Source organism: Paenibacillus sp. P4_E11 (genome assembly GCF_056401635.1).
Genome location: NZ_JBFUIX010000014.1, coordinates 55,245 through 79,123, shown reverse-complemented (window position 1 = coordinate 79,123; position 23,879 = coordinate 55,245). Strand labels below are relative to the sequence as shown.

General features: G+C 51.1%; 26 protein-coding genes. 6 read left to right on the top strand and 20 right to left on the bottom strand.

The genetic code is table 11. From position 1 onward, the window contains the following. Nucleotides 1–78 precede the first annotated feature (78 nt). Nucleotides 79–762, bottom strand: coding sequence for a YqhR family membrane protein (locus AC1DWB_RS08510; protein ID WP_477540616.1), 684 nt, complete (start codon nt 760–762; stop codon nt 79–81). 188 nt (nt 763–950) lie between these two features. On the opposite strand from AC1DWB_RS08510, the gene AC1DWB_RS08505 reads away from it, so the two are divergent. Further along, nucleotides 951–1,877, top strand: coding sequence for a DUF1385 domain-containing protein (locus tag AC1DWB_RS08505; protein WP_477540630.1), 927 nt, complete (start codon nt 951–953; stop codon nt 1,875–1,877). Nucleotides 1,878–1,914: 37 nt separating this feature from the next. Then, nucleotides 1,915–2,220 (top strand): hypothetical protein, encoded by a 306-nt coding sequence (locus AC1DWB_RS08500; RefSeq protein ID WP_477540615.1) that lies wholly within the window; start codon nt 1,915–1,917, stop codon nt 2,218–2,220. 135 nt (nt 2,221–2,355) lie between these two features. Here the strand turns inward: AC1DWB_RS08500 and AC1DWB_RS08495 are convergent, their stop codons facing one another. The 10 genes from AC1DWB_RS08495 to AC1DWB_RS08450 all read right to left on the bottom strand — a co-directional run bounded on the left by AC1DWB_RS08495 (nt 2,356) and on the right by AC1DWB_RS08450 (nt 12,532). Further along, entirely contained in the window at nt 2,356–3,330 is a 975-nt protein-coding gene (locus AC1DWB_RS08495; RefSeq protein ID WP_477540629.1) for a patatin-like phospholipase family protein, read from the bottom strand. Between the two features lie 613 nt (nt 3,331–3,943). Next, nucleotides 3,944–4,369, bottom strand: coding sequence for a transcriptional regulator MntR (gene mntR / locus AC1DWB_RS08490; protein WP_477540614.1), 426 nt, complete (start codon nt 4,367–4,369; stop codon nt 3,944–3,946). Nucleotides 4,370–4,514: 145 nt separating this feature from the next. Next, nucleotides 4,515–5,228, bottom strand: a complete 714-nt coding sequence (locus AC1DWB_RS08485; RefSeq protein WP_477540613.1) for a cytochrome c biogenesis CcdA family protein — start codon at nt 5,226–5,228, stop codon at nt 4,515–4,517. Nucleotides 5,229–5,244: 16 nt separating this feature from the next. Beyond that, nucleotides 5,245–6,048 carry a metal ABC transporter permease gene (locus tag AC1DWB_RS08480; protein WP_477540612.1) on the bottom strand — a complete coding sequence of 268 codons (804 nt, stop codon included), beginning with the start codon at nt 6,046–6,048 and terminating at the stop codon, nt 5,245–5,247. 43 nt (nt 6,049–6,091) lie between these two features. Further along, nucleotides 6,092–6,910, bottom strand: a complete 819-nt coding sequence (locus AC1DWB_RS08475; RefSeq protein WP_477540611.1) for a metal ABC transporter ATP-binding protein — start codon at nt 6,908–6,910, stop codon at nt 6,092–6,094. Nucleotides 6,911–6,943: 33 nt separating this feature from the next. Continuing rightward, nucleotides 6,944–7,894, bottom strand: coding sequence for a metal ABC transporter substrate-binding protein (locus AC1DWB_RS08470; protein WP_477540610.1), 951 nt, complete (start codon nt 7,892–7,894; stop codon nt 6,944–6,946). Between the two features lie 266 nt (nt 7,895–8,160). Continuing rightward, complete coding sequence (gene metG, locus AC1DWB_RS08465; RefSeq protein WP_477540609.1) at nt 8,161–10,191, bottom strand: methionine--tRNA ligase; 2,031 nt, start codon at nt 10,189–10,191, stop codon at nt 8,161–8,163. A gap of 564 nt (nt 10,192–10,755) precedes the next feature. Then, nucleotides 10,756–11,001: a membrane protein insertion efficiency factor YidD gene (gene yidD, locus AC1DWB_RS08460; protein WP_477540608.1), complete on the bottom strand. Its 246-nt coding sequence runs from the start codon at nt 10,999–11,001 to the stop codon at nt 10,756–10,758. Further along, nucleotides 10,991–11,449, bottom strand: coding sequence for a Fur family transcriptional regulator (locus AC1DWB_RS08455; protein WP_477540607.1), 459 nt, complete (start codon nt 11,447–11,449; stop codon nt 10,991–10,993). Before AC1DWB_RS08455 ends, yidD begins: the two co-directional genes overlap by 11 nt. 99 nt (nt 11,450–11,548) lie before the next feature. Further along, nucleotides 11,549–12,532, bottom strand: a complete 984-nt coding sequence (locus AC1DWB_RS08450; RefSeq protein WP_477540606.1) for an ABC transporter substrate-binding protein — start codon at nt 12,530–12,532, stop codon at nt 11,549–11,551. Nucleotides 12,533–12,752: 220 nt separating this feature from the next. On the opposite strand from AC1DWB_RS08450, the gene AC1DWB_RS08445 reads away from it, so the two are divergent. The 3 genes from AC1DWB_RS08445 to AC1DWB_RS08435 are packed head-to-tail and all read left to right on the top strand — an operon-like array spanning nt 12,753 to nt 15,696. Further along, a complete protein-coding gene (locus tag AC1DWB_RS08445; RefSeq protein ID WP_477540605.1) occupies nt 12,753–13,763 on the top strand; it encodes a FecCD family ABC transporter permease in 1,011 nt (336 codons plus the stop codon). Continuing rightward, the gene (locus tag AC1DWB_RS08440) at nt 13,760–14,797 is read left to right on the top strand and encodes a FecCD family ABC transporter permease (RefSeq protein ID WP_477540604.1); all 1,038 of its coding nucleotides are present in this window, start codon (nt 13,760–13,762) and stop codon (nt 14,795–14,797) included. Before AC1DWB_RS08445 ends, AC1DWB_RS08440 begins: the two co-directional genes overlap by 4 nt. Before the next feature lie 53 nt (nt 14,798–14,850). After that, nucleotides 14,851–15,696 (top strand): ABC transporter ATP-binding protein, encoded by an 846-nt coding sequence (locus AC1DWB_RS08435; RefSeq protein WP_477540603.1) that lies wholly within the window; start codon nt 14,851–14,853, stop codon nt 15,694–15,696. Between the two features lie 346 nt (nt 15,697–16,042). Here AC1DWB_RS08435 and AC1DWB_RS08430 read toward each other — a convergent pair whose 3' ends face one another. From AC1DWB_RS08430 to AC1DWB_RS08390, 9 genes are all read right to left on the bottom strand, one after another. After that, nucleotides 16,043–16,396, bottom strand: coding sequence for a YmaF family protein (locus AC1DWB_RS08430; protein WP_477540602.1), 354 nt, complete (start codon nt 16,394–16,396; stop codon nt 16,043–16,045). A 486-nt stretch (nt 16,397–16,882) separates the two neighbouring features. Beyond that, nucleotides 16,883–17,704: a pyruvate, water dikinase regulatory protein gene (locus AC1DWB_RS08425; RefSeq protein WP_477540601.1), complete on the bottom strand. Its 822-nt coding sequence runs from the start codon at nt 17,702–17,704 to the stop codon at nt 16,883–16,885. Nucleotides 17,705–17,738: 34 nt separating this feature from the next. Then, nucleotides 17,739–18,365: a helix-turn-helix transcriptional regulator gene (locus AC1DWB_RS08420; RefSeq protein ID WP_477540628.1), complete on the bottom strand. Its 627-nt coding sequence runs from the start codon at nt 18,363–18,365 to the stop codon at nt 17,739–17,741. A gap of 148 nt (nt 18,366–18,513) precedes the next feature. Continuing rightward, nucleotides 18,514–21,192, bottom strand: a complete 2,679-nt coding sequence (ppdK, locus tag AC1DWB_RS08415) for a pyruvate, phosphate dikinase (protein ID WP_477540600.1) — start codon at nt 21,190–21,192, stop codon at nt 18,514–18,516. Between the two features lie 239 nt (nt 21,193–21,431). Then, entirely contained in the window at nt 21,432–21,854 is a 423-nt protein-coding gene (locus AC1DWB_RS08410; RefSeq protein ID WP_477540599.1) for a spore germination protein GerPE, read from the bottom strand. A 32-nt stretch (nt 21,855–21,886) separates the two neighbouring features. Then, nucleotides 21,887–22,066, bottom strand: a complete 180-nt coding sequence (locus AC1DWB_RS08405; RefSeq protein ID WP_477540598.1) for a spore gernimation protein GerPD — start codon at nt 22,064–22,066, stop codon at nt 21,887–21,889. Continuing rightward, nucleotides 22,063–22,683: a spore germination protein GerPC gene (gerPC, locus tag AC1DWB_RS08400; protein WP_477540597.1), complete on the bottom strand. Its 621-nt coding sequence runs from the start codon at nt 22,681–22,683 to the stop codon at nt 22,063–22,065. Before gerPC ends, AC1DWB_RS08405 begins: the two co-directional genes overlap by 4 nt. A 107-nt stretch (nt 22,684–22,790) precedes the next feature. Then, the gene (locus AC1DWB_RS08395) at nt 22,791–22,991 is read right to left on the bottom strand and encodes a spore germination protein GerPB (protein ID WP_477540596.1); all 201 of its coding nucleotides are present in this window, start codon (nt 22,989–22,991) and stop codon (nt 22,791–22,793) included. Further along, entirely contained in the window at nt 22,991–23,224 is a 234-nt protein-coding gene (locus AC1DWB_RS08390; RefSeq protein ID WP_477540595.1) for a spore germination protein, read from the bottom strand. The genes AC1DWB_RS08395 and AC1DWB_RS08390 overlap by 1 nt, the downstream gene beginning before the upstream one ends. A 178-nt stretch (nt 23,225–23,402) precedes the next feature. Between AC1DWB_RS08390 and AC1DWB_RS08385 the strand changes: the two genes are divergently transcribed. Continuing rightward, nucleotides 23,403–23,879 carry an Hsp20/alpha crystallin family protein gene (locus tag AC1DWB_RS08385; protein ID WP_477540594.1) on the top strand — a complete coding sequence of 159 codons (477 nt, stop codon included), beginning with the start codon at nt 23,403–23,405 and terminating at the stop codon, nt 23,877–23,879.

Genomic DNA, 23,879 nt, shown 5'->3' with positions numbered 1-23,879 from the left:
GTATTCTGCCTTCAAGCAGCTTACTGCTCGCTACCGTAGACATTTTACCATAATGATCTCCGATGTGAGAACAATTTTTTAGCCTAAGGAAACACTCGGCTCTCGTTGTTGCTCATCCGTAAACTCGAAAGAAATCGTATAGCCAATAAACGCACCCCACAATAGAAACAAGCAGCCGTCCGTGATTAAGGAGTTCCACTCGATCTTCCCGATTGGCTTCATCATACCCATGCGAGGTCCGACCGCAAAGTACAAGATGACCCACCAGACTAGCCCATACAGCATGCCAACCCAAGCGCCTCTCACTTTCCTCAGCACAGTCGCATAGATTAGCGAAACTATGATCGAGAACAGTATGAATGCAGCCCAGCCGGTCATATAACCGAGATTAGTCTGATTGAACGTTGGATTCGACCACGGTTTAATCAGAAATGTCGGATGTACATGGGTGAACTTGAAATAATACTCCGTAATGCGCAGACCTCCCCAAATCAAGCCTGCAAAAAAACCGGTGTTCAGCGCGAATGTCCAGGGGTTGGTTGAAGAGATCGGACTTTTGCTATCCTTCTGCGAATTCGWCGATGCCTGTTGTTCGTCCTCGGAACGGTTACTGCTCGTTGACGAGTTACCCGATTGTTGGTCCTCGCTCTGCTCTTGTCCTTCTTGTCCCTCTTGTCGGGGGGCGTAACGTGCCTTCAACGGTTGTCCCCACGGCACCAAATGCGGTTGGTCTTGCCCCGATTCTAATGGTTTCTCACGCATACTTGTATGGTCCTTCCTTCATTTTCCCTTATTATGCGCGAGCACAGCGGTTTGTAATCCAAGTAGCAATTCGTCCCGGAATTCGATAGAATAGAAGAAACACTATACTACAGGAGGGGGTGACCTCGTTGTCGCAATCGAATTCGCAACCGCAGAGCCAGCCAGCCATTTATGGAGGACAGGCCGTTATGGAAGGGGTCATGTTCGCCGGACGTTCCGTTCACGTCACAGCCGTTCGAAGAAAAAATCAACAAATTGAATTTTTCGAGGTACCTAAAAAAGAGATCGGTTGGGTGCAAGCCTTAAAGAAAATTCCGCTAATTCGCGGGTTGGTAGCGATTATTGAATCGAGCGCCAAGGGTGCCCAGCATTTAAATTTCTCGGCTGAAGTATATGCTGACGAACAGCTTGAACCGGGAGAAGTCAAATCAGAGAAGAAGCAGGGGGGGTTCGGTAATCTTTCCTTAATTCTGGGCGTCGCCGTTGTAGGCGTACTCTCCTTCATATTCGGTAAGTTCGTGTTCACACTCGTACCTGCCGCTATCGAAGATCTCGTATTCGGTTCGTTATTTAAAAATCAAATTGGGCATAATCTGGTAGAAGGCTTGATCAAGATCGTCTTGCTGGTGGGATACATCTACTTTATCTCGCTTACTCCTGTCATTCGCAGGCTGTTTCAGTACCACGGGGCGGAGCATAAAGTGATCAGCGCCTACGAAGCAGGCAAAGATCTGACCGTCGAGAACGTGCAAAAATTCAATACCCTGCATTACCGATGCGGGAGCAGCTTTATTGTGTTCACTGTACTTGTGGGTGTAATAGTGTATTCCTTCCTACAATACGATACAATATGGGAACGTTTGCTACAGCGGATTATTCTACTTCCACTTGTTATTGGATTATCTTATGAAGTGCTTCGATTCACGAACTCGCTAAGAGAAGTACCCGTGTTGCGCTATCTAGGATATCCCGGCTTGTGGCTGCAAAAACTAACGACCAAGGAACCGGATAACAGCCAAGTCGAAGTATCCATCGCTTCCTTCCAACGGATGCTGGAGATCGACCGCAGTCACAGTAATAACGATACCGAATTACGGAGTGTCAACCATGCTTAAGCGAAACGAACGGACAAAGGCTTAGGGGGAATGGATAATGAAACRGCGAATACATTGGTCGGTTTACACCATAGCCGCATTACTGGCAATTGGGATTCTCGACGGTCTACTCCGCAATCCGGGCACATTCATCATTCCGATCATTATTTTCGGCGGGGTGTTCGTCCTGTGGAAATACCCGCCCAATCGGTGGCGCAAACAACCTAGGCAGGCCCGATCGAATCCATCCCCTTCCGGACGGGCCAAGTCTGCAAGAGACAAGCGCAAACCGATACCTTTCAAAGTCATTCAAGGGAACAAGAAGGATGAGAAGGATTCTGATCCGCCTTATCCATATCACTAACAGAAGCCGTCGAACAATACGTTCGGCGGCTTTTTTCACGATTCAGAATGATTAACTTCGCTGATTGTTCATCGTCTCGGCAAACGAAAGGCTTCAAGAGACGCCGTTAGGCGTTTATCCTTGGTAGCATGCGGGTCACACCAGCGTATCGCGTACGTGCTGCTTGAATTGAGATACGTAATGCGTATGCGACCAACGATCGAAATAATACAAGCCTGCCTTGTATCCCGATTCGAACAAAGCGATGCTCTTGTCCTTCGAGATATCAAAGTCTGTTACCCGAACGCCCAGCGTTGGAATCTTGATCGTACGAAACAAGTTCTTCTCTTCAATATATCGTTCATCGTGTGCTTCCAGCATCGTCTCGAAGAGCGCTTGAAACATGGAGATGGGGCCAATGATCTTGTGTGGGGTATAATCATGCTTATCGATTAAATGAAAGCCTAGCGTAGGGACCAGATCCTTCTCCTTCATGACAGCATTCTGGTTATCGAATATCCATAGAGGGAAGTTGCTTAGCAATCCCCCATCCACGACATAAATAAACTGTTCGGCGAACGACTCCCCTTTCTTTCGTACCCGCGCCGCCTTGCGAATGACGACCGGATCGAAGAAGTAGGGAATACTCGTGCTCATTCGGATCGCTCTGGCCACGAGCAGCCTACTCGGATCGATCCCATAAGCAGCAATATCGTCGGGAAGGACGAGAAGTCTTCCCATTGTGATGTCGGAAGCGACAATTCGAAGCTTGTTCCGCGGCAAGTCGGAGAACGTGCGGATGCCTTTCGCAGCCAGCTTCTCATAGATCCACTTCTCCAGCTCATTGCCCGAGTACAGCCCTTTCTTGATGAACAGGCGCAAGGCCGGGCCAATGATCTTAATGTCCATCAGCCAGGACTTCTTTAGGAAACGCTTGAACGGAGTCTCAATGATCATATTCCGCATCTCATCCGCCGTATAACCGGCAGCGAGCAACGAAGCAACCATAGCTCCAGAGGAAGTACCCGCCACCTGGTGGAACTGAACGCCTTTCTCTTCGGCAGCTTTGATCGCGCCAACGAGCCCGATCGCTTTGACCCCTCCTCCTTCAAACACCCCGTTCATTTGCATACGATTCACCCTTTTCACCCTTAGTTGCATAGTTGTATTTATGCTGGCGCAAGTTGTACGTATGAGTGGACAACATGAAAAACCTCTGGAACCTCTGGAGTAGATTACAGAGGTTCTTGGCGTATGAGTTCTGTTTGTTACATGGGAGGAAGTAGGCCGGAGATTCCGACCGCTGTTGTTTTCCACCCTACCTGTCTGCGGAAAGAGGCTGTCGATTCATTGTTGATTGAGGCAAAAACAGCCGTTTGACCTCAAAAGGTGCTGCAAGACGAAAAAAGAGGCCGTCGATTAACTGTTGATAGAAGCAAAACGGCCGTTCCAAGTGAAAAAGGACCCCTTTAGCTCAAACATCTTGTTTGAACCTCCCTGATTGTATAAGGGATTAAGTGGTATGGAGGTTCAAGCCAAAACTCGCTGGGGTCCTCTTTTTCACTTTCCACTCCTCTTGTCCACAGTTAATCGACAGCCTCAAAAATCGGCTTACAGCCCAAGTTTCATCCTCCGAAGGTGCTGCAAGACAAAAAAATCGGGCGCCGGAAGACGGAAAAACCGTCTTCCAGCTCAAGTTTCGCCCGCCCAAATTGAAAAAACATCCATCCGGATGGATGAATGTTTATTCCGATTCCATTTCAGTACGAATGTTGAGAAGCTCAGTTATCCGTTCTGGCTCACGATTGAAATACTCGACTAATACTTCGATGCAGGTGATGGAATCCCAGCTGAGATGGTGCTCGATACCTTCTACATCCTTGTATATATTCTCTTCCTGAACACCGATCACTTTAAGAAACGACTCCAGCAGATGATGCCGCTCGACCAATCGCTTCCCCATCTTCTTGCCTTTCGAGGTCAAGATAAGTCCCCGATAGCGCTCATAGATCAAATAATGATCTTTGTCCAGCTTCTGAATCATCTTCGTAACGGAGGAGGGGTGTACTTCAAGTCCTTCTGCGATGTCGGATACCCTGGCGTACCCTTTCTCATCGATGAGCTTGTATATTTTCTCCAAATAATCTTCCATGCTCGGTGTAGCTGCCATGATTTCCCCCCTTAATTCCAAATTCGTCCGGACACGATCGTCTAATGTATGATACACTGTTTAACTGCCCAACGCAAGTAGCGGCCAACTGTCTCCAGTTGACCACTAATGTCTCGATTTCGCTCGGTTTTAGGTAGAGGATTCGTCAGAATTTCAACCAATCCGGTGTGCGCTCTTGCAGCCAAATCGTAATTAGAATCATTTTATCGAAGTAGAGCAGGATGGCGATCAAGATCATCAACACCCCACCGATTTTCATAATCAGGGACGAATACCGTAAGATCCATTTGGTAGAGCCGATGAAGAAAGCAAGGACGAAGAACGGAATCGCAAAACCTAGCGTATAAGCGGTAATCATCTGGAACCATGCGCCTGGTTCTGTTGTCGAGAGCAGCAGAATCGCAGATAAGATTGGCCCCACACATGGCGACCAGCCAGCCGCAAAACCTATCCCGATAATGATTGAGCCCAAGTATCCCGCTGGTTTGTATTTGAATTGAAATTTCTTTTCGCTCATCAACCATTGTGGCTGAAAGATCCCCAGCAGGAACAACCCCATGACGAGAATAAAGATAGCGGCGATTTGCCGAAGAAGATTGCGATAAGCGTCGAACCAGTCAGCCAACAGGCCGGCACCAAACCCAAGCGTATAAAAGACTAATGAAAAGCCCAGGATGAAAAACAGCGTATGCGTGATCGTCGATTTGCGCACCTCGCGGACCGAACGATCCTCACGCAGTTTCTGCACGGAAATGCCCGTTATGTATGACAAGTAAGACGGATAGAGCGGCAAGCAGCATGGCGAAATAAACGAAGCGAATCCCGCCCAGAGCGCAATCCAGATGTTAACGTGTTCCATGGCTCATGCCTCCCTTCTAGAATCGAAATGTGCGTTTGGCAATTAAGGATAAGATTAATAAGGTGATCAAGGTAAGGACGACCGTCGCTCCAGGTGCCCAGCTCCATACTCCCGCTGCCACAAGTCCACCGATGACGGCGGCTTCCGAGAATAGGACAGCGGTCCATACGGAATGACGGAAGCTGCGCGCTACAACAAGGCTGCAAGCGACTGGCACCGTCAGCAGGGCCGATACGAGCAGAGCTCCAACGATCTTGATCGCTACACCAATGACAAGCGCGGTAAGCATCGTTGTCAGCAAATTCAATGTGCGGACCGGCAGCCCGCTGACACCCGCCGCTTCTTCGTCGAAGACGAGCAGGAACATTTCTTTGAAAGTTAGAAGCAGCACGGTTGATACGACTACCGTTACTCCGGCAACGAGCCACAGGTCTGTCCGGCTAAGCGTATATATGCTGCCGAACAAGTAACTGGTTACGTCCATGTTGAAACCTCTGCCGAGCGTGAACAGAAACGTCGCCAGCGCCACCCCACCCGACATAATAATGGCGATGGACAGCTCCGCATAAGTCTTATAGGCTTTCCTCAGCCACTCAATGGCAAATGAGGCCAGCACTGAGAAGAGCAGACCTACACCGAGCGGATAAACGCCGAGCAGGAACCCAAGCGCCACCCCTGCTATGGAGACATGTGCCAATGTATCTCCAATCATCGAGAGTCGGCGCAGCACCAGGAAAATACCCATCAGCGGAGCCATGAACCCGATCAGGACGCCCCCCAGAAGCGCCCGTTGAAAAAAATACTCGTAAAAAATGTCCAACCGCTTCTCCTCCGCTAATTCCTATGCCCAGTAGGCACACTTGTTACTGCATGACTGGCACAGGCCCGGATTTGTGGCGTAAATCCCGCAAGGAATGGGCCACATTCGTCTCTGTGCAATCTTCCAGCTCATGTGAATGTTTCACAAAAAATTTCAGCTTCCCGCTTGTAATCGCCGGTTCATGCCCCAGATAGGAATACATCATGTCAATATCGTGGGAAACCATTAGAAACGTGATGTTATGGTGCTGGTGCATATGTCGGATCATATGGAAGAAATTGTCTTGCGTCTCCGAATCGATCCCCACCGTTGGCTCGTCAAGAATGAGCAGGTCCGGGTTGTTAATCAGGGCTCGAGCCAGGAATACCCGCTGCTGCTGCCCACCGGACAACTGACCGATGCGTCGATCGGCGAGGTCTTCGATACTGAGAGCATGCATGGCATCCTCACACTTTTGCAAGTCCTGCTTGTTCACTCGGCGGAATAGCTTCTTCTTGCCGTAAACCCCCGACAGTACCACTTCCCTAACCGTGGCCGGGAATAAGGGATTGAACGAATTTTTTTGCGGCACATAGCCGATGCGCTCCCAATCCTTGAACTGTGACAGCGGCTGCCCGAACAACCGGATCGTACCTTGATCCGGTTGAATTAGGGATACGATCATGCGCAGCAGTGTCGTCTTGCCTGCCCCGTTGGAGCCGATGAGGCCGACAAAGTCTCGCTGCAATACCGTGAAGTTCAAGTGGTCGATGACATTGCGGTTGTTGTACCGGAACGTGACATCTTCTATGGAGATGATGCTATCATGACAGTGCGGTTGACCCGCGACCTTAAGGCCGGTTTGACGTGGCATGTCGTTCATCTTGGCTTACTCCTGAATGGTGTGGCATATGGCTTATTGTAATGCTTTCAATAATTTTTGCAAATTTTTCTCCATCACGGAAATATAATTTTCACCAGCACTGAGCTGAGCTTCAGTAAGTCCCTCTAACGGGTTCAACATATCGGTCTCGATTTTGGCGTCTTTCGCCAGTGTTTTCGCCAATCTGTCCGACACGAGCTCTTCGAAGAAAATGGTTTTGACTTGATGGTCCTTCACAAATTTGTTGATTTCTTTCATAACCTGAGCAGTCGGCTCGGCATCCGGGGATAGACCCATGATCGGCATTTGCGTAAGTCCATAATCACGGGCCAAGTAACCGAATGATTGGTGGGAGACGACGATCTCTTTCTTGGTCACCTTGGACAGCGATTCCGAGAACTTGGCATCCAGTGCGGTTAGCTGCTGTGCGAGCTTGCTGTAATTGGCTTCGTAATCCGCCTTGTGCGCGGCATCGGCTTGAACGAGTCCATTCTTGATCGATTCGGCCATCTGCTTGGCTGACTTCGGACTTACCCATACGTGAGGATCAACACCGGCCTCCTTGCCATGATCGTGATCGTGATCCTCCTCCTTCTCAGTCGCGTTCAGCAGCGCGATCCCTTGGCTTGCTTCAATAACGACTTGCTTGGAGTCCTTCTTCTTGCTGTCCAGGAATGTACCGACCCAGCCTTCGAACCCGGCCCCATTATAGACGAACATTTCCGCCTTGGTCATGTTGATTAGATCCTTACTCTTGGGTGACCATTCATGCGGCTCAACGCCGGCCGGTACGAGATTGATCACATTGACGTGCTCGCCGCCGATCGCTTTGGTGAAATCATATAATGGGTAAAAAGTAGTCACCACGTTCACTTTGCCTTCTACGATGTTCACGTTAGACTGCTTGCTGCAGCCGGATAAGATTAGAATGGTGATGAGTGATAAACCTATTAGGATGGATGAGAGCTTGCTAGATTTGAACATTGAATTCGGTTCCCCTCTCTGGACTTGATGCCTGGCATGCGTTCTCAGAATGAAAAGATCTACCTAGTGCATCTATATGTAAATCGTAAACGTTTCTATTTACACTTCGGATTATACGTTCATCTCTGAACGTTTGTCAACCGTTATTGTTTGGTTGGAGAACGTTAATCATTCTGAATCGTTAAAAAATGAGAACACGCCGCTCCATACAACCATCCCAATGGGCTTAGTTATATGAAAGCGGCGTGTTCATTATGACCGTGAGCCTATTTTACGCGTGCGCCGACAGCGATGTCTTCCGCCACGGTAGCGAGCGTCAGCTTATCGCCCTCCGAAGCAGCGAGAATCATGCCCTGCGACAGCTCACCGCGCAGCTTGACCGGCTTCAAGTTAACGACGCATATAACTTTGCGTCCGACGAGCTGCTCCGGCGAGTAGTGCTTAGCAATGCCGGAGACGACCTGCCGCCGCTCGCTGCCAAGATCCAGCTGGAGCTTGAGCAGCTTGTCGGCGTTCGGGATCGCCTCGGCGGCGAGCACCTGCGCGACGCGCAGCTCCACCTGCAGGAAATCGTCGATCGCGATTTCCTGCAACGTGTCGGCGCCGCTTGGCGCAGCCGGCGCCTTCGGCGGCGCACCCGCCGCAGTTGCGCTTGCGCCAGCGGCAGACGCTGCCGCTGCGGGCGGCTCGGGCGCCGCTGCGCCGCCGCCCATGGACTCGGCGATGAACGCCGTCTCGACGGCCACGTCGAGCCGAGGGAACATCGCCTCGCCCTTGTGCACGGTCGTGCCTGCGGGCAACTGCCCGAAGGCACGGACGCTTTCCCAGCCGGTCAGCCGGCTGTCCGCCGCATCGAGCCCCAACTGGGCGAAGATGTTGCCGGGCGTGCGCGTCAGGAACGGCTGGAGCAGCACCGCCGAGATGCGCAGCGATTCGGCGAGGTGGTACAGCACGGAGCCGAGCGCCGGGCGCGTCGCTTCGTCCTTGACGAGCGACCACGGCTGCGTCTCGTCGATGTACTTGTTCGTGCGGCCGATCAGTGTCCATACAGCGGCAAGAGCCAGCGAGAACTCCATCCGCTCCATCGACTCTTCGTACTTGTCTATCGTCGTGCGATACGTGTCCAGCAAGGTTGCGTCGAATGCCGTTGCGTCCGTAATGTAAGGTTGAATGACGCCATTGAAATATTTATCGATCATAACGATCGTCCGATTAAGCAGGTTGCCCAGATCGTTGGCCAGATCATAATTTAAACGTTCGACGAAGCCTTCCGGAGTAAACGTACCGTCTGCGCCGAATGGCACTTCGCGCAGCAAGTAATAACGCAGCGCGTCCAGTCCATAACGGTCAATCAGCGTAACGGGGTCGACTACGTTACCTTTGGACTTGGACATTTTGCCGTCCTTCATGAGCAGCCAACCGTGCGCGAATACTTGCTTCGGCAGCGGCAGATCGAGCGCCATCAGCATGATCGGCCAATAGATCGTATGGAACCGGACAATCTCCTTGCCGACCAGATGCACATCCGCCGGCCAGTAACGCTCGAATTTCTCAGGATGATCCGTGTCGTAACCTAGCGCTGTAATGTAGTTAGATAGGGCGTCAATCCACACGTACACGACATGCTTCGGATTGTTCGGCACCTTGATTCCCCAGTCGAACGACATCCGCGATACCGCCAAATCCTCTAGACCTGGCTTGATGAAGTTGTTAACCATCTCGTTCTTCCGCGACTCCGGTTGAATGAACGAGGGATTGTTCTCGTAATAGGCCAACAAGCGGTCCGCATACTTGCTCATCTTGAAGAAATAGCTTTCCTCGCGCACCTTCTCTACGGGCCGTCCGCAATCCGGACAGTTGCCACCTACAAGCTGGCGTTCCAGGAAGAACGATTCGCATGGGGTGCAATACCAGCCCTCATACGTATCCAAGTAGATGTCACCTTGCTTAAGCAGACGCTCGAATATTTGCTGAACAACTTTCTTATGGCGTTCCTCAGTCGTTCGAATGAAGTCGTCATACGAAATGTCCAGCTTGCCCCACAAGTGTTTGATCCCATCGACGATGCCATCGACGAATTGTTGGGGACTGACTCCCTTTTCCGCCGCTTTCCGTTCAATCTTCTGTCCATGCTCATCCGTACCCGTCAAGTACATGACGTCATAGCCGCGCAGCCGCTTGTAACGAGCCATCGCGTCTCCCGCTACGGTTGTGTAGGCGTGGCCGATGTGCAGCTTATCGCTAGGGTAATAGATAGGCGTGGTAATGTAGTACGATTGGCGTTTGTTCTCTGACACAGTAGTCAGCCTCCTTAAATTTACCCCTACAAAGTGAAGCGCCCCTTCGAAGCTTACTCCACGGCGAAGCCCCTTTGTGGGGATCCCAGGACTCTAACCCCACAAAGTGAAGCACATCCTTCGAGGTTTATTCCACGGCGAAGCCCCTTTGCGGGGACCCCGGGATTTATAATTTCAAAAAAATCAAAAAAACTCCCTCCCCAATGGGACGAGAGTTTGACTCACGCGGTACCACCCAAATTCCCCCGACCCTTGCGAGCACGGAGCTTCATCAGTCTGCAACAGACTGCGCCGATAACGCGGCGTCGCGTCGAACCCTAACGGTGAATGCATGGCATTCAACTGATCGCTCGGGGACGATTCCTCCAGGACCATGTTCCAAAGTGCGGCCTATACCGGTTCTCAGCTACCCCGGCTCTCTGCATATAGGTGCGGCTCTGTACTCTTCCCTTCACAGGAAACCATATGGCGAACCATTTAGTGCAAATATACCGAAAAGGAGCATCGCGTGTCAAGCGAGCCCCAAGTTGATCTAAATATAAAGCTAACCACTTGCTCCTATTGCTAATCTGATGGCTCAGTTTGGCTCCCTTTTCTGGGCGGGACATGGTCCACTCCACCGGGATGGAACGGATGACACTTGCAAATACGCTTCACTGCCAAGTAAGAGCCCTTCACCGGACCATGCGTCTCCAAGGCTTCCAGAGCATAGGCCGAGCACGTCGGATAAAATCGGCATGTAGGCGGTTTAAGTGGCGATATCCACCTACGGTAAAAGCGAACCGGCAACTGCAACGCCTTAGTCAGCATGACTCACCGTGGTGGAATCGTCCTTGCAGGTGGAACAATATCCATATATCTCGAACTTATGACGCACCACCTGGAAATCTTCTGGTACGCCCTCAATCCGATTCATCGGGCAATAGACGATCGGTACCGTCTTCTCGCAGCTGAGGCAGAACAAATGATGATGGTGGTGATGCTCCTCACAGTGAGCGCGGAATTTCACACCGTCCTCGAAGACGAATTGCTCTACAATACCCATATCGTTCATCACCCTTAAGTTGCGGTACACCGTGTCGAAGCTCAGACCCGAATACTGCTTGCCCATCGCTTCGTACACAACTTTTGGCGTGAGATACCCTTCCGTATCCGAGAATAGCTTGGCCAACGTTTTCCGTTGATCGGTTATGCGCAGTCCACGACTGGACATCAATTGAATGATTTGTTCCGCAGTCACAACGAAACGTCCCCCCATTCATCTACTGTTTCCCCCTATCATGCACGAAAAGGAGGAACACGTCAACGAAGGAGGGACGCCGTACAGCCACCCTATCCCGAACGAATCGGTTACAACTTATTTACTCACGCCGTAGAAAGCATACAAATCATCCAGCAACAGGTTCGCCGCTTTTACCCCGCCAGCCGTGTTCCAGATCGCATCGTTCACTTTCTTTACCTTGCCTTCTTTTACCACGTTCAAGTTTTTCCACAAGGAATCGTTCGTCCATTCTTGCTCGGCCTTGCTAGCCTTGCCATCCCCGGTTTCATACGTGAAATAGAACATGTAGTCGCCTTCCATCTCCGGAATGCGTTCCTTCGTGACGTCAGCGGAGAACTCCTGCTTATTCTGGCTGTCAGGACGAGCAATACCGATTTGGCTGAAAATAATGCCAGTGAATGTTTCTTTGTAGTAAATACGTACCCGATCCGGCATAAAGCGAACGATCGAAATTTTTTGCTTCAGCTTGTCGCCAGCCTTGACCTTCAAATCCTCAACCCGCTTGTCGAAGTCAGCGATAATCTTGTCGCCTTCCGACTTCTTGTTCAGCGCCTGTGCATACAGATTGAAATTGTTCTTCCATTCGCCGCGAAGTGTCTCGGATTCAACCGTGGGAGCAATCTTCGTCAACTGCTCGTAAATTTTCTCATGACGCAGCTTGTTCCCTATAATCAGATCCGGCTTCAGTGCCGCAATCTCTTCCAGGTTCGGCTGTCCTTCTTCTCCGACGACCTTGACCCCGTCCATTTCAGCCTTAATGTGATCGTACCATGGTGATCCAGTCCAGGATTTGACTGCACCAACAGGCTTCACGCCTAACGCGAGCAATGCTTCTGTACCTTCATTAGTCAAGATCACGACGCGCTTAGGTGTCGCCGGAATCGGAGTTTCTCCCATTGCATGTTTAATCGTATAGGCTGTACTCGTCGTATTCCCTTGGCCAGATGGGTTCTTATCTTCCGTCTTGCTGCCGCTTCCGCCACCACAACCAGTTAAGGCAATTGATGCAACAAGTGCAGTTGCTATCAGAGATATGGATTTCTTTTTATTAAAAAACATCGTTTCGACCTCTCCCTAATTATGATAATGATTATCAATGTCAGAAACTATATTCACATATGATCTGCTCATTGTCAAGTTATACATTGAGAATGAGTATCAACATCATTGACAAGGACGGTTCCATCGCCTAAACTTTAAGTCGGACCTACATATCTCCATACTGTCCAGCAGTTATTCAAGTAAGTCATTATACCAATGTTCTAAGGATGATTTTGCCATGATCGGCTTATTGCGAACGAAAGCTCATAAACTAACTGGCCTCCTAGTCGCCATTCTCTTCCTCCTGCTTGGTATATACGCCAGTATTATCTATGGAGTTATCAATACCGGCTGGAAGACGGCGATAGATGCATTCTTGCACTTCAATGGTTCCAATGAACATATAGTAATCAAGGATGTCCGCATTCCACGTGCCCTGATCGCTGCGGCTGTCGGTGCAAGTCTCGGCATTGCAGGTACGCTGCTCCAGTCACTGACTCGCAATCCATTGGCTGATACTGGCTTGATGGGCTTGAATGCAGGAGCAGGACTGTTCATCGTCATCGCCGTCACCTTCTTCTCAGCAGGTACACTGAACGAGTTCGCCTGGGTCGCGTTTCTCGGTTCCGCGTGCAGTGGTGTAGTCGTCTTCGCACTTGGATCCGCGGGACGTGAAGGTATGTCTCCCCTGCGTGTTACGCTCGCCGGCGCAGCCGTCACCGCGCTTGCTTCCTCGATGACGCATGCCTTTCTCGTCATAAACCAGAAGACGATGGATGAGGTGCTGTTCTGGCTCGCGGGCTCTGTCGCAGGTCGTAAGCTTTCACTCTTGACGGATATGCTTCCTTATATGGTGATTGCCTGGATTGCTGCCTTCGTTCTAGCCGGCCCTATTAACACGCTGCTGCTCGGTGAAGATGTCGCCAAAGGGCTAGGGCAACGCACCGCGCTCGTCAAGCTCTGTACCGGAATCGTGATCGTTCTATTAACTGGGGCTTCGGTTGCAGTTGCTGGACCGATCGGCTTCATCGGATTAGTCGTCCCGCATCTCGCCCGTTACTTGATCGGACAAGATGTCCGCTGGGTCGTCGTCTATAGCGGCTTGCTCGGCGCGATCCTTCTGCTGGTGGCCGACATTGGCGCTCGATTCGTGGCTATGCCCAAGGAAATTCCGATTGGCGTCATGACCGCCATCATCGGTACGCCTTTCTTCGTATACGTCGCGAGAAAGGGGCTGACGAAATCATGAACAAGTGGATTACCGTTCGATCCAACAAACTGGGCATATCGTTCCTTACCGAAAGAAAAACACTGTGGACGATCGCCTGTCTCCTTGTAATCGGTGCAGCCGTCATGATCGGCAGCGCCGCGCTTGGCTCCTTGCGTATTCATCCCTGGTCGGTTATACAAGTATTATTCGGCTTCGGCGAAGAGGGTGACGCGCTGATCGTTCTCCAGCTCCGGCTTCCCCGGATTATTGTGGGCTTCCTGGTCGGTGTTGCTCTTGCCTCATCCGGTGCGATTCTGCAAGGCATGATTCGCAACCCGCTGGCTTCGCCCGATATCATGGGTGTCACGGGAGGCGCTTCCGTTGCTGCTGTATTGTTGCTTCTGGTGTTCCCGAAAGTGAGCATCCAGTGGCTGCCGTTCGCCGCTCTGTTCGGGGCTTCGCTTATCACCTTTATTATCTATGCGCTGGCGTGGAAACGGGGCGTCACCCCGATGCGGCTCGTATTGGTCGGCGTCGGCATCGGAGCCGCTATGTCCGCTTTCACGACGATGCTAATCGTTTTGAGCCCGATCTATTTGACCGCCAAATCATTGATCTGGATGACCGGGACCGTCTACGGCTCCAACTGGGGCAACGTCTGGACATTGCTTCCATGGGTGCTCCTGTTCCTCCCGCTAGCCTTCGTGGCAGGCCGTTCAGTCAACGCTCTTCATCTTGGCGATGACACTGCGACGGGAGTCGGATCGCGGGTACAGCGAAGCCGCTTTCTTCTTCTGTTAATCTGTGTAGCGCTTGCTGGCGCTGGTGTTGCGGTTGGCGGGGCGGTTGGCTTCGTTGGATTGATCGCGCCCCATATCGCACGTCGGCTAGTCGGGCCGTCGTTTGGCGGCATGCTGGCTGTGTCAGCGCTCGTGGGCGGCATTATCGTGACCGTTGCTGACCTGATCGCCCGTACGGCCTTTGCTCCACTGGATTTGCCTGTCGGCATCTTCACTTCCTTGATTGGAGCCCCATTCTTCATTTACTTGCTATACAAACATCGCAATGCATAGTCGCTTATTACTGACTTGAATCATTTTCTCTAATTCCGAAAGGGGAGCTTCCCGTGACCGCTCTTGAAACGAAACAGCTTACTTTATCTTACGGCGACGCTGCCATTATCGAAAATCTGAATATGCGGGTGCCCAAAGGTCAAATTACAGTGTTCATTGGGAGTAACGGCTCCGGTAAATCGACCCTGCTCCGTTCCATGGCTCGCTTATTGAAGCCCAAGAACGGACAGCTGCTATTGGATGGCCGGGCTATCGCTGAGATGTCGACGAAGGAAGTGGCCCGACAGTTGGCGATTCTACCGCAAGGTCCGGTTGCTCCGGAAGGTCTGACCGTCCTGCAGCTCGTGAAGCAAGGCCGCTACCCTTACCAGAATTGGCTGAAACAATGGTCGCAGGAAGACGAGAAGATGGTCAGGGAGGCGATGCGTGCGACAGGGATGGAAGCTCTTGCCGATCGTACCGTAGATTCGTTATCAGGTGGGCAGCGCCAGCGGGCCTGGATTGCGATGACCCTTGCACAGGGTACGCAGACGATTCTTTTGGATGAACCTACCACCTTCCTGGACCTCACACATCAGATCGAAGTGCTGGACTTGCTGTTCGAGCTGAATGAGAAGGAACAGCGCACGATCGTCATGGTTCTCCATGACATCAACTTGGCGTGCCGCTATGCACATCATATTGTGGCGGTGAAGGACAAGACCGTGTACGCCTCTGGTAAGCCTGAAGAGGTCGTGAATGACCGGCTCATTCGCGATGTATTCGAGATGAACTGCCGCATCACGCAAGACCCCGTGTTCGGCACGCCCCTGGTCATCCCGCTCGGGAAAGGAAGAACGGTGCATTCTTCCGTTGCGAACGCAATTACCACAACAGAAAAAGCTATCGCAATTATGTAGAGGAACATGATATTCAAGCGGAGAAAGGTGGTAGATAAAGCGGGATTTGGGAAATACTCCCGCTCTCGTCGGAGCGCCTCATTAATCACGAGATAAGTCCAAGAACTGGCCTATTTGTTGCGAGGAGTCGTTGACGAGGTTCAACGGAAGCAAGTTGTTCGATGCATCTTTCGAGCAGATCCAAGCAGAAGACGCAAAGTAAGATAGGCTTACATGAAAATGAAAAGGTCGTCGGATGTGACTCATCGACGACCTTTGATTTATGCCAAGGCAATGACCTACCCCTGGTAAGGTTGGTTTCCTGCACTCGTTCTTTATCAGCATGACCCTTATTATATTATCATAATTATACAAGGGGTTTTTGAATAAGCGTAGCAAAATTGAAACGATGTACATGACCATCGTTTAAAGTAGTTGTCCCACTTACAAAGTGCACATGCTTGCCGTTGCCAACAGGAATTGCAAGTCCAGTCCTTATTTTTTTGAGATTATGAAAATGGTTCAAGAAATCAGTATGCGTGAGATCTATTTCATGGATATGACTGTTGCCTACTGGAATCACTTGACCTGTAACGCCTGCAAAACGATGATTATGCCGATCCGCACCTTGTTCTGCTAATTTCGTACTGCCTTCAAATTCGTGGTCATGCGTCTGTCTTAATTTCACGTTTTTTCTTCGAGCTGATATTTGTTTTCTCATAATAGTAATGCCTCCTTAAATGATATTAATCACACTCTATAATATTGGCATCTTAATAAATGTGTGTTAGGGCATCTGATCAAATCCTATGATCTTTTTATCACTACACTACCTATCAGAGGTGTCCCCAATCAAAAAAGAACCCACTCAATTTAGTTGGGTTCCCGCATATGAATTGTTTATTGTACTCTCCGGAAAGTTCCGAATATAGCTGGCATAATACGATCATCTACACCTGATGCTTCTCCCACTATGAAAAGGCATGTAATCTTCATGTTCATCTTGAACAATACCATGGGATCAAGCGTAAGAGGTGATTCTCTAGCACCAATGAGTCGATATTTGTCAGCTCGATTTGGTTCGATTTCGGATGGGTTGCCGACATCCTTCTAGAAATAAGAACGCTCTACAGCGAAGCGGTATAGCGAGTGGATTCCCCGCTATACCGCTTCGCTGTAGAGCAACAATAGCAACTACCCATTTCTCTCAGGACATATACCCCATCACGATGCCAGCGGTCTCCTCAATTGCTTTATCCGTCACGTTAATAACCGGGCAATTCAGCCGCTTCATCAAGTCATGGGCATACTCCAACTCCTCCATGATGCGCTGCAGCGTGGCGTACTTCGCGCCGTATGGCAGCCCAACTGCCTTCAAACGTTCTGTGCGAATCTTAAGCAGTTGCTCGGCGTCCATCGTCAGGCCGATAATACGCCTCTCCGGCAGCATGAACAGCTCCTTGGGCGCCTTCACTTCCGGTACGAGCGGGAAGTTCCCTACCTTGATCCCCTTGTGTGCAAGGAATATACTAAGCGGTGTCTTCGACGTACGCGAAACGCCGAGCAGCACGAGCTGCGCCTGCAGAAGCGCATTCGTGTCGCGACCGTCGTCGCACTTAACGGCGAATTCGATCGCTTCCACGCGTCGGAAGTAATCGTCGTCCATCTCATGCAGCAAACCAGGCTTACGCTTCGGCGAATCATTGAACGTGTCGATAAACGCTTGCATCACAGGCCCCATAATATCTACCGCGCGCACACTGAGTCGGATCGACTCTTCCCGGATCATCTCTCTGAGCTCCGGCTGGACGAGCGTATAGGCGACGAATCCTCCGTGCTCGGCTGCTTCTTCCATCATGGTGCGAATTTCATCCTCATAGCGAACATGGGCGAAACGCTTGATCTTAACCTGGTGCGCATCGAATTGACGCATCGTAGCACGTACGACAGCTTCCGCTGTTTCCCCGACGGCATCCGAACAAATGTAAATGATATGATGCTGCTCTGTCACGAGTTCCTCCTTTACCATTTGCGGAGCAAATGTACTTCGTAGGCTTATTCCCCTAGACGGACCCCGGATCAGCCGCGAATCCGACTAAGAGTCGGGTCATAGTCGTCTTCGTGATGCGCCCGACTATCTCTTGCCGAGATGTCGCTGCCTTCTCGTCCTGAATCGTAGCAACGACCGGTAGACTGTCGACTTGATGATGAATCATCTTTCGGGCTGCCTCAATAACGGCTTCCTCTGGCGATACGGTAATAATATTCGGTTGGCGGGTCATGACGAGACTGACCGGCATCGTCGCGGCACTTGGATTGCCAAGAGTTACCTTAAGCAAGTCCTTGCGCGATACCATCCCGCGCAGTGAACCTTCAGCATCCGTAACCATTAATGTGCCGACGTTCTCCATGAACAAGACAACGACCGCGTCATGCACGGTTGCCGTCTCCAATACTATGACCGGAATCGACTGTACATCTTTCACTTTCAAGCCAAGCAATTTCCTTGCCCCATGGTGTTCAGACGCAGCAGCATTGCCCAGAAAGTAACCAACCTTCGGCTTCGCATCCAAATAACCGAGCATAACGAGCAGCGCCAAGTCCGAACGAATCGTCGGGCGGCTCAAATTCAACTGCTCGGCGATTTGTTCCCCGGTAATCGGGGCATGCTGTTTTACAAGCCGGATCATTTCCAGTTGACGTACCGATAATTCGATGGCGGATCCCCTCCTTCGACCAAAAAAACATTTCGTTTCTTCTATGTTAGCCTGAATGGCGAAGAAATGCCAGACGAACGTATACAGGCTTCGTTCGTCTGGCTTCTCTTGAACTTCGCGATTACTGGCCAATCGCTTGCAGCAAGCCCTCACTCTTCGTCACAGCTACTTCATCAGCCTCGAGCTTCGCCTGAGCGGCCGCAATTCGGGCAAGCGGGATGCGAAACGGTGAGCAACTGATATAATCCAGTCCGGCTTCGTGGCAGAAGCCAATCGACTGACGGTCACCGCCATGTTCACCGCACACGCCGGTTTTGAGTGCCGGCTTGACGGCACGGCCTTTCTCTACCGCCCATTCGATCAACTGACCGACTCCGTCGCGATCGAGCACTTGGAACGGATTTTGCTCCAATATTCGGCGGTCCACATAGGCGGTCAGGAATTTGCCTTCCGCATCGTCGCGGCTATATCCATATGTCATCTGCGTCAAATCGTTCGTCCCGAAGGAGAAGAAATCAGCATATTCAGCGATATGAGCGGCTGTCAAGGCGGCACGCGGTACTTCAATCATCGTTCCAACCTTGTAACTGCAGCTCTTGGCTTCTTCCTGAAGTACCCGTACAGCGGTAGTATCAACCATTTCACGTAATATTCTCAGCTCGTTCACATGGCCCACAAGCGGGATCATAATTTCTGGAATGACCTTAACGCCATCCTTCAAGCAAGATTGAACCGCAAGGAAGACAGCCTCCACTTGCATCTCATAAATTTCCGGGTATAGGATCCCGAGGCGGCATCCCCGCTGACCGAGCATCGGATTCACTTCGTGCAGCGATTTCACCTTGCGGATCATCCGCTCCAATTCCTGACGGGATTGCTGGGAAGTAGCGTCAGCCAGTTTGCTCTTCAATTCCTCCAAGTTCGGCAGAAATTCGTGCAGCGGCGGATCCAACAACCGAATCGAGACCGGCAGACCATCCATAGCCCGGAACAGCCCCTCGAAGTCTTCCCGTTGCATTGGCAACAGCTGATCCAACGCTTCCATCCGTCCTTCGAGCGTCTCGGCGAGAATCATCGCCTGCACGATGGGCAGACGTTCCGGCAGCAGGAACATATGCTCAGTTCGGCAGAGACCGATTCCTTCCGCACCGAATTCACGGGCTTTCCGAGCATCCTCCGGATTGTCGGCGTTCGCCACGACCCGCAATGTGCGGATGTCGTCCGCCCATGTCAACAATTGACGCAGCTCGGCTGTCATCTCCGCCTCCTTCAATGGTACAGAACCAAGAATGACGCGTCCGGTCGCTCCGTCGATCGTTACAAAATCACCCTCGCGGACGACTGTACCGCCGACAGCGAGCGTGCCGTTCTCGGTGTCGATGCGCAGCACCTCGCAGCCGCAGACGCACGGCTTGCCCATGCCGCGCGCTACGACCGCCGCGTGGCTCGTCATGCCGCCGCGGCTCGTGAGCACACCCTCCGCGGCGAGCACGCCGTGAATGTCCTCGGGCGTCGTCTCCGCGCGCACGAGGATGACACGCTTGCCGGCGGACGCCCACCGCTCGGCGGTGTCGGCGTCGAAGACGGCTTGCCCGGTGGCCGCGCCTGGCGACGCCGGAAGACCTATGGCCAGCACGTTCAGCTCGACATCCGAACGAATCGTCGGATGGAGCAGCTGATCCAGATGGCCGGCTTCCACGCGACGCACCGCTTCCGCGGGCGTCAGTACCCCTTCGTCGACGAGGTCGACGCCGATCTTCATCGAAGCCTGCGCCGAGCGCTTACCGTTGCGGGTTTGCAGGATGTACAATTTGCCGCCCTCTACGGTGAACTCGATATCCTGCATATCCTTATAATGAGCTTCCAGTCGGTTGGCAGTGGCCAACAGCTGGGCGTACACTTCCGGCATAACGGACTCTAATTCGATTATGGCGCGCGGTGTTCGGGATCCCGCCACTACATCTTCACCTTGAGCGTTCGTCAGAAATTCGCCATACAGCACTTTCTCTCCGGTAGAAGGGTCGCGCGTGAAGACGACACCAGTGCCGCAATCCTCGCCACGATTACCGAACACCATCGTCTGAATGTTGACGGCCGTCCCTTGTGCGTCTGGAATCTGATGCACCTTCCGATACACTTTGGCGCGTGTATTATCCCATGAGCGGAATACAGCATCAACAGCCAACCGGAGTTGGTCCTGTACCACTTGGGGAAACTCCATCCGGGAATGACGACGAATCAATGCCTTGTATTGACCAATGAGCGTCTGCCATCCTTCGGCGTCCACATCGCGATCCTGCTCGACACCTCGCGTATCCTTCAGTTGATGCAGCAGCTGTTCGAACTGGATGCCCTCTATGCCGAACACGACATTGCCAAACATCTGGACGAGTCGGCGGTAGCAATCGTAGGCGAACCGGGGATTTCTAGTCAAGCGAGCCAAACCCTCAACCGTCTTATCGTTCAGACCTACATTCAGAATCGTGTCCATCATACCTGGCATGGAATTAACGGAGCCGGAGCGTACCGAAACGAGCAGAGGTCGTTCGGGATCACCGAATACTTTGTTCTGACTGGATTCCAGACTGGTTAGTGACTGGAACGCCTGCTCCATCAAGCCTGCTGGTAAGCTGGAACCTTGGCGGAAATATTCGCGGCATGCCTCTGTCGTTATCGTAAAGCCTGGAGGAACAGGCAGGCCCGCTTTCGTCATTTCTGCCAAATTCGCGCCCTTCCCTCCAAGCAAATGTTTCATCTTCGCATTCCCATCCTCGAATCGCTTGACCCAGTTCAATTCCATCTCATTTCATCCTCCCACAGCTGCTTATAAGATCGTATTTTTTGATATATAATACATACCATATAATTTTATAGTACGCAATATATAGGGAATAAAAACTTAATAAAATGCCTAAACTAAATAATTAATCCACAAACTCTTAATCACATTGATTTAAGATACACTTTATATTATATATGACCAACTAAAAAAACCTCCATTGAGCTTCAGCCATCCGGCCGCTCGAATAGAGGTTCCTCTTATTTGCTTTCAATCCTACCGGCAGTGTCCCTAGGCGGTCCTACTGGCCTTTCTCCCCGCAACAACTGCCTGATGTTAATAACCCGGCTCTCCGAGTCAATCACTCGGGAATTCCCCATCTGGGCGATGGAGGCAGCAGCTACAGCCGTAATATTAATCCAGCCTACTTCAATGCCTTGATTCTCATTGTGTATGCACAACTGAACGGGGTTGTATAGTGATGGCTGTGGAATCGGCTGGGTAAACATTGGATAGTTGGAGAACCCGCCTTCGTCTGGCAGGAAAAAAGCGATTTCCCTCTGCAAGGCGAATACTCGATTTCGCGGACGGATCACATCCGAATCGCCGACCCGAAATATCGATGCACTCGAGATCGCGTCCAAATTTATGTCCTGGACGTTTATTGTACGATTGCATAACATTCCTAAACACCCTCTTTCTCCGTTAAACTTGATCAGCGCTCTGCAGCAAGCGGAACTAACGGTCCAATAATGAGCGCCTCGGGTGGTGTGTCGAAGATCGAGGCGAGCGTAATAATGTCCGTATCCCCGACGAGAAATACAGACGAGATCGACACCCCTCTTATTTGAATGGTCCCAATTCGTATCTCTTTGTTAACCACATTCATGTTCATGACTCTTCCCCCTCCTGCTTCGGAAATGTTTGCAAGTACCGCTCTACACCAAGTCGGATATCGTTCTTGACCCGATCCGATATGATTTTTACGTGATCGTCCCGATCCTCCGCATCGTCCTTCAACTCAAACTTTTGCATGTAATGAGCGATCCGTTCGTTCACTTGCTTCTTAACGTCCGCCAAGATATGATCACGATATTCACCAGCCAACGACAAGTTGTATTTCCCTTCCATCGTCTTCATTTCATTCGGAACATCGACGTTCAAGTAATTCATAACTCCGCTTTGGATAGCAGCATACGATTCCGGTGCATCGGTCTTGATCGGGATCGGCCCTACCATCACATCATTATCTCCTATGGCGAACTGCTCGATTGATTTGGCATTGTCCGGCGTTATGCCGATATTTAAAGTTCCGTCCAGCTTCTCCACCTTGAGCTGATCGAAATTGTATTCGATTTTCTCCACATTAACTGCCTTCTGACGGCGGAGCGCCTGCAGCTCCAACAATATATCATCCAGCTTGCGATCCATCTTGACCAGTTTCTCCGATTGCCATAGCAATTGGGTATACAACTGACGGAATATGGCGTTCCAGTCGTAGCCGCTGTTCATCGTGCTCACCCCTTCCTACCTTGACCCTACTTGCAGTCAAGTCCCTTCTCCCTATTGTATGACGGGTAGACGGAAGGGCATGACACATCATGATGCATCCCTGTGCGTTAAGTTGGAGAAGGCAGCGGGACTAGAGGTGTGCCGACAGCCCCGGCTTGAGGCGCCGGCCCCGTGAATTGTCCGGTATTATACAACTGCGAGTGCGATTTAATAATGCCTGCAGTACCTATTTGCAAGATGGACGAATTGGATATGCCTCCAACCTTCAGCTGTTGGATCACGATGCTCTGATTGACGATGAGGTTCATTATTCGACCACCTTTTTACTGCCGGAATCGATGACATCCTGATCATTCGTCTTAGTAATGTTACCTGCGTTGTTAACTATCGACGGTCCGAAATTATCTCCAGTATTAAAGGAATTGGCGCCCGCGTATGTCTTGGACGTACTCACTGGAGAGATGACAATGGCATCGCCAATCTGTACGACTGAGCTTGGACCTACGCTTAGTATTTTGATGTTACCAACAATAGACGGCATGACGAACACCCTTCGCTCTTTAGTCCATGTGTTAGTGTATGAGTGTATCCGCCCAGTTGTGCGAATCGATTTGCGAAGGAGCTATTGTTGTGCACTCGACACCTGCATCTGACATAGAATGGGTGTATAAACCACGGACGTTACTACTTGATGGAATACGAATTGGAGGGATTACACGATGGCTGATGACGGCAAAGATTTCCCTTTTGGGTTCAATTGGAAGCAGTTCGAGGAACTATTCAACGGAATATCTTCCTTTCAACAAGGAAAAACCCAGGACTTGGCCTGGGTAGATAAATTCATTCATACAATGATGAAGCAGGCCGTACCGGACCCTGCCGCGAAGCAGAGCCAGCAGGGCCAGCAGGGCCAGCAGCCCCAGTCGTTGCAAACGGAAGTATTCGAAACGCATCGCAGCGTAATCGTCAAAATCCCTGTCCCTGACGAGTTGCTGCTACGTAAACTTCAGCTCTTCGCCAACTCCCAGAAGTTGAAAATCGAAGGACCTGGACAAAATGTGCAGTATGTCCGCCTGCCAGCCATCGTCCAATCTAATACGAGCAAAGCTGAGTTCCGTGATGGAACCCTTCAAATCCAAATGCGCAAAAAGGCTAAATCCGAGCGATTCGATGAGGTATACATCCGCTTCCTCTAG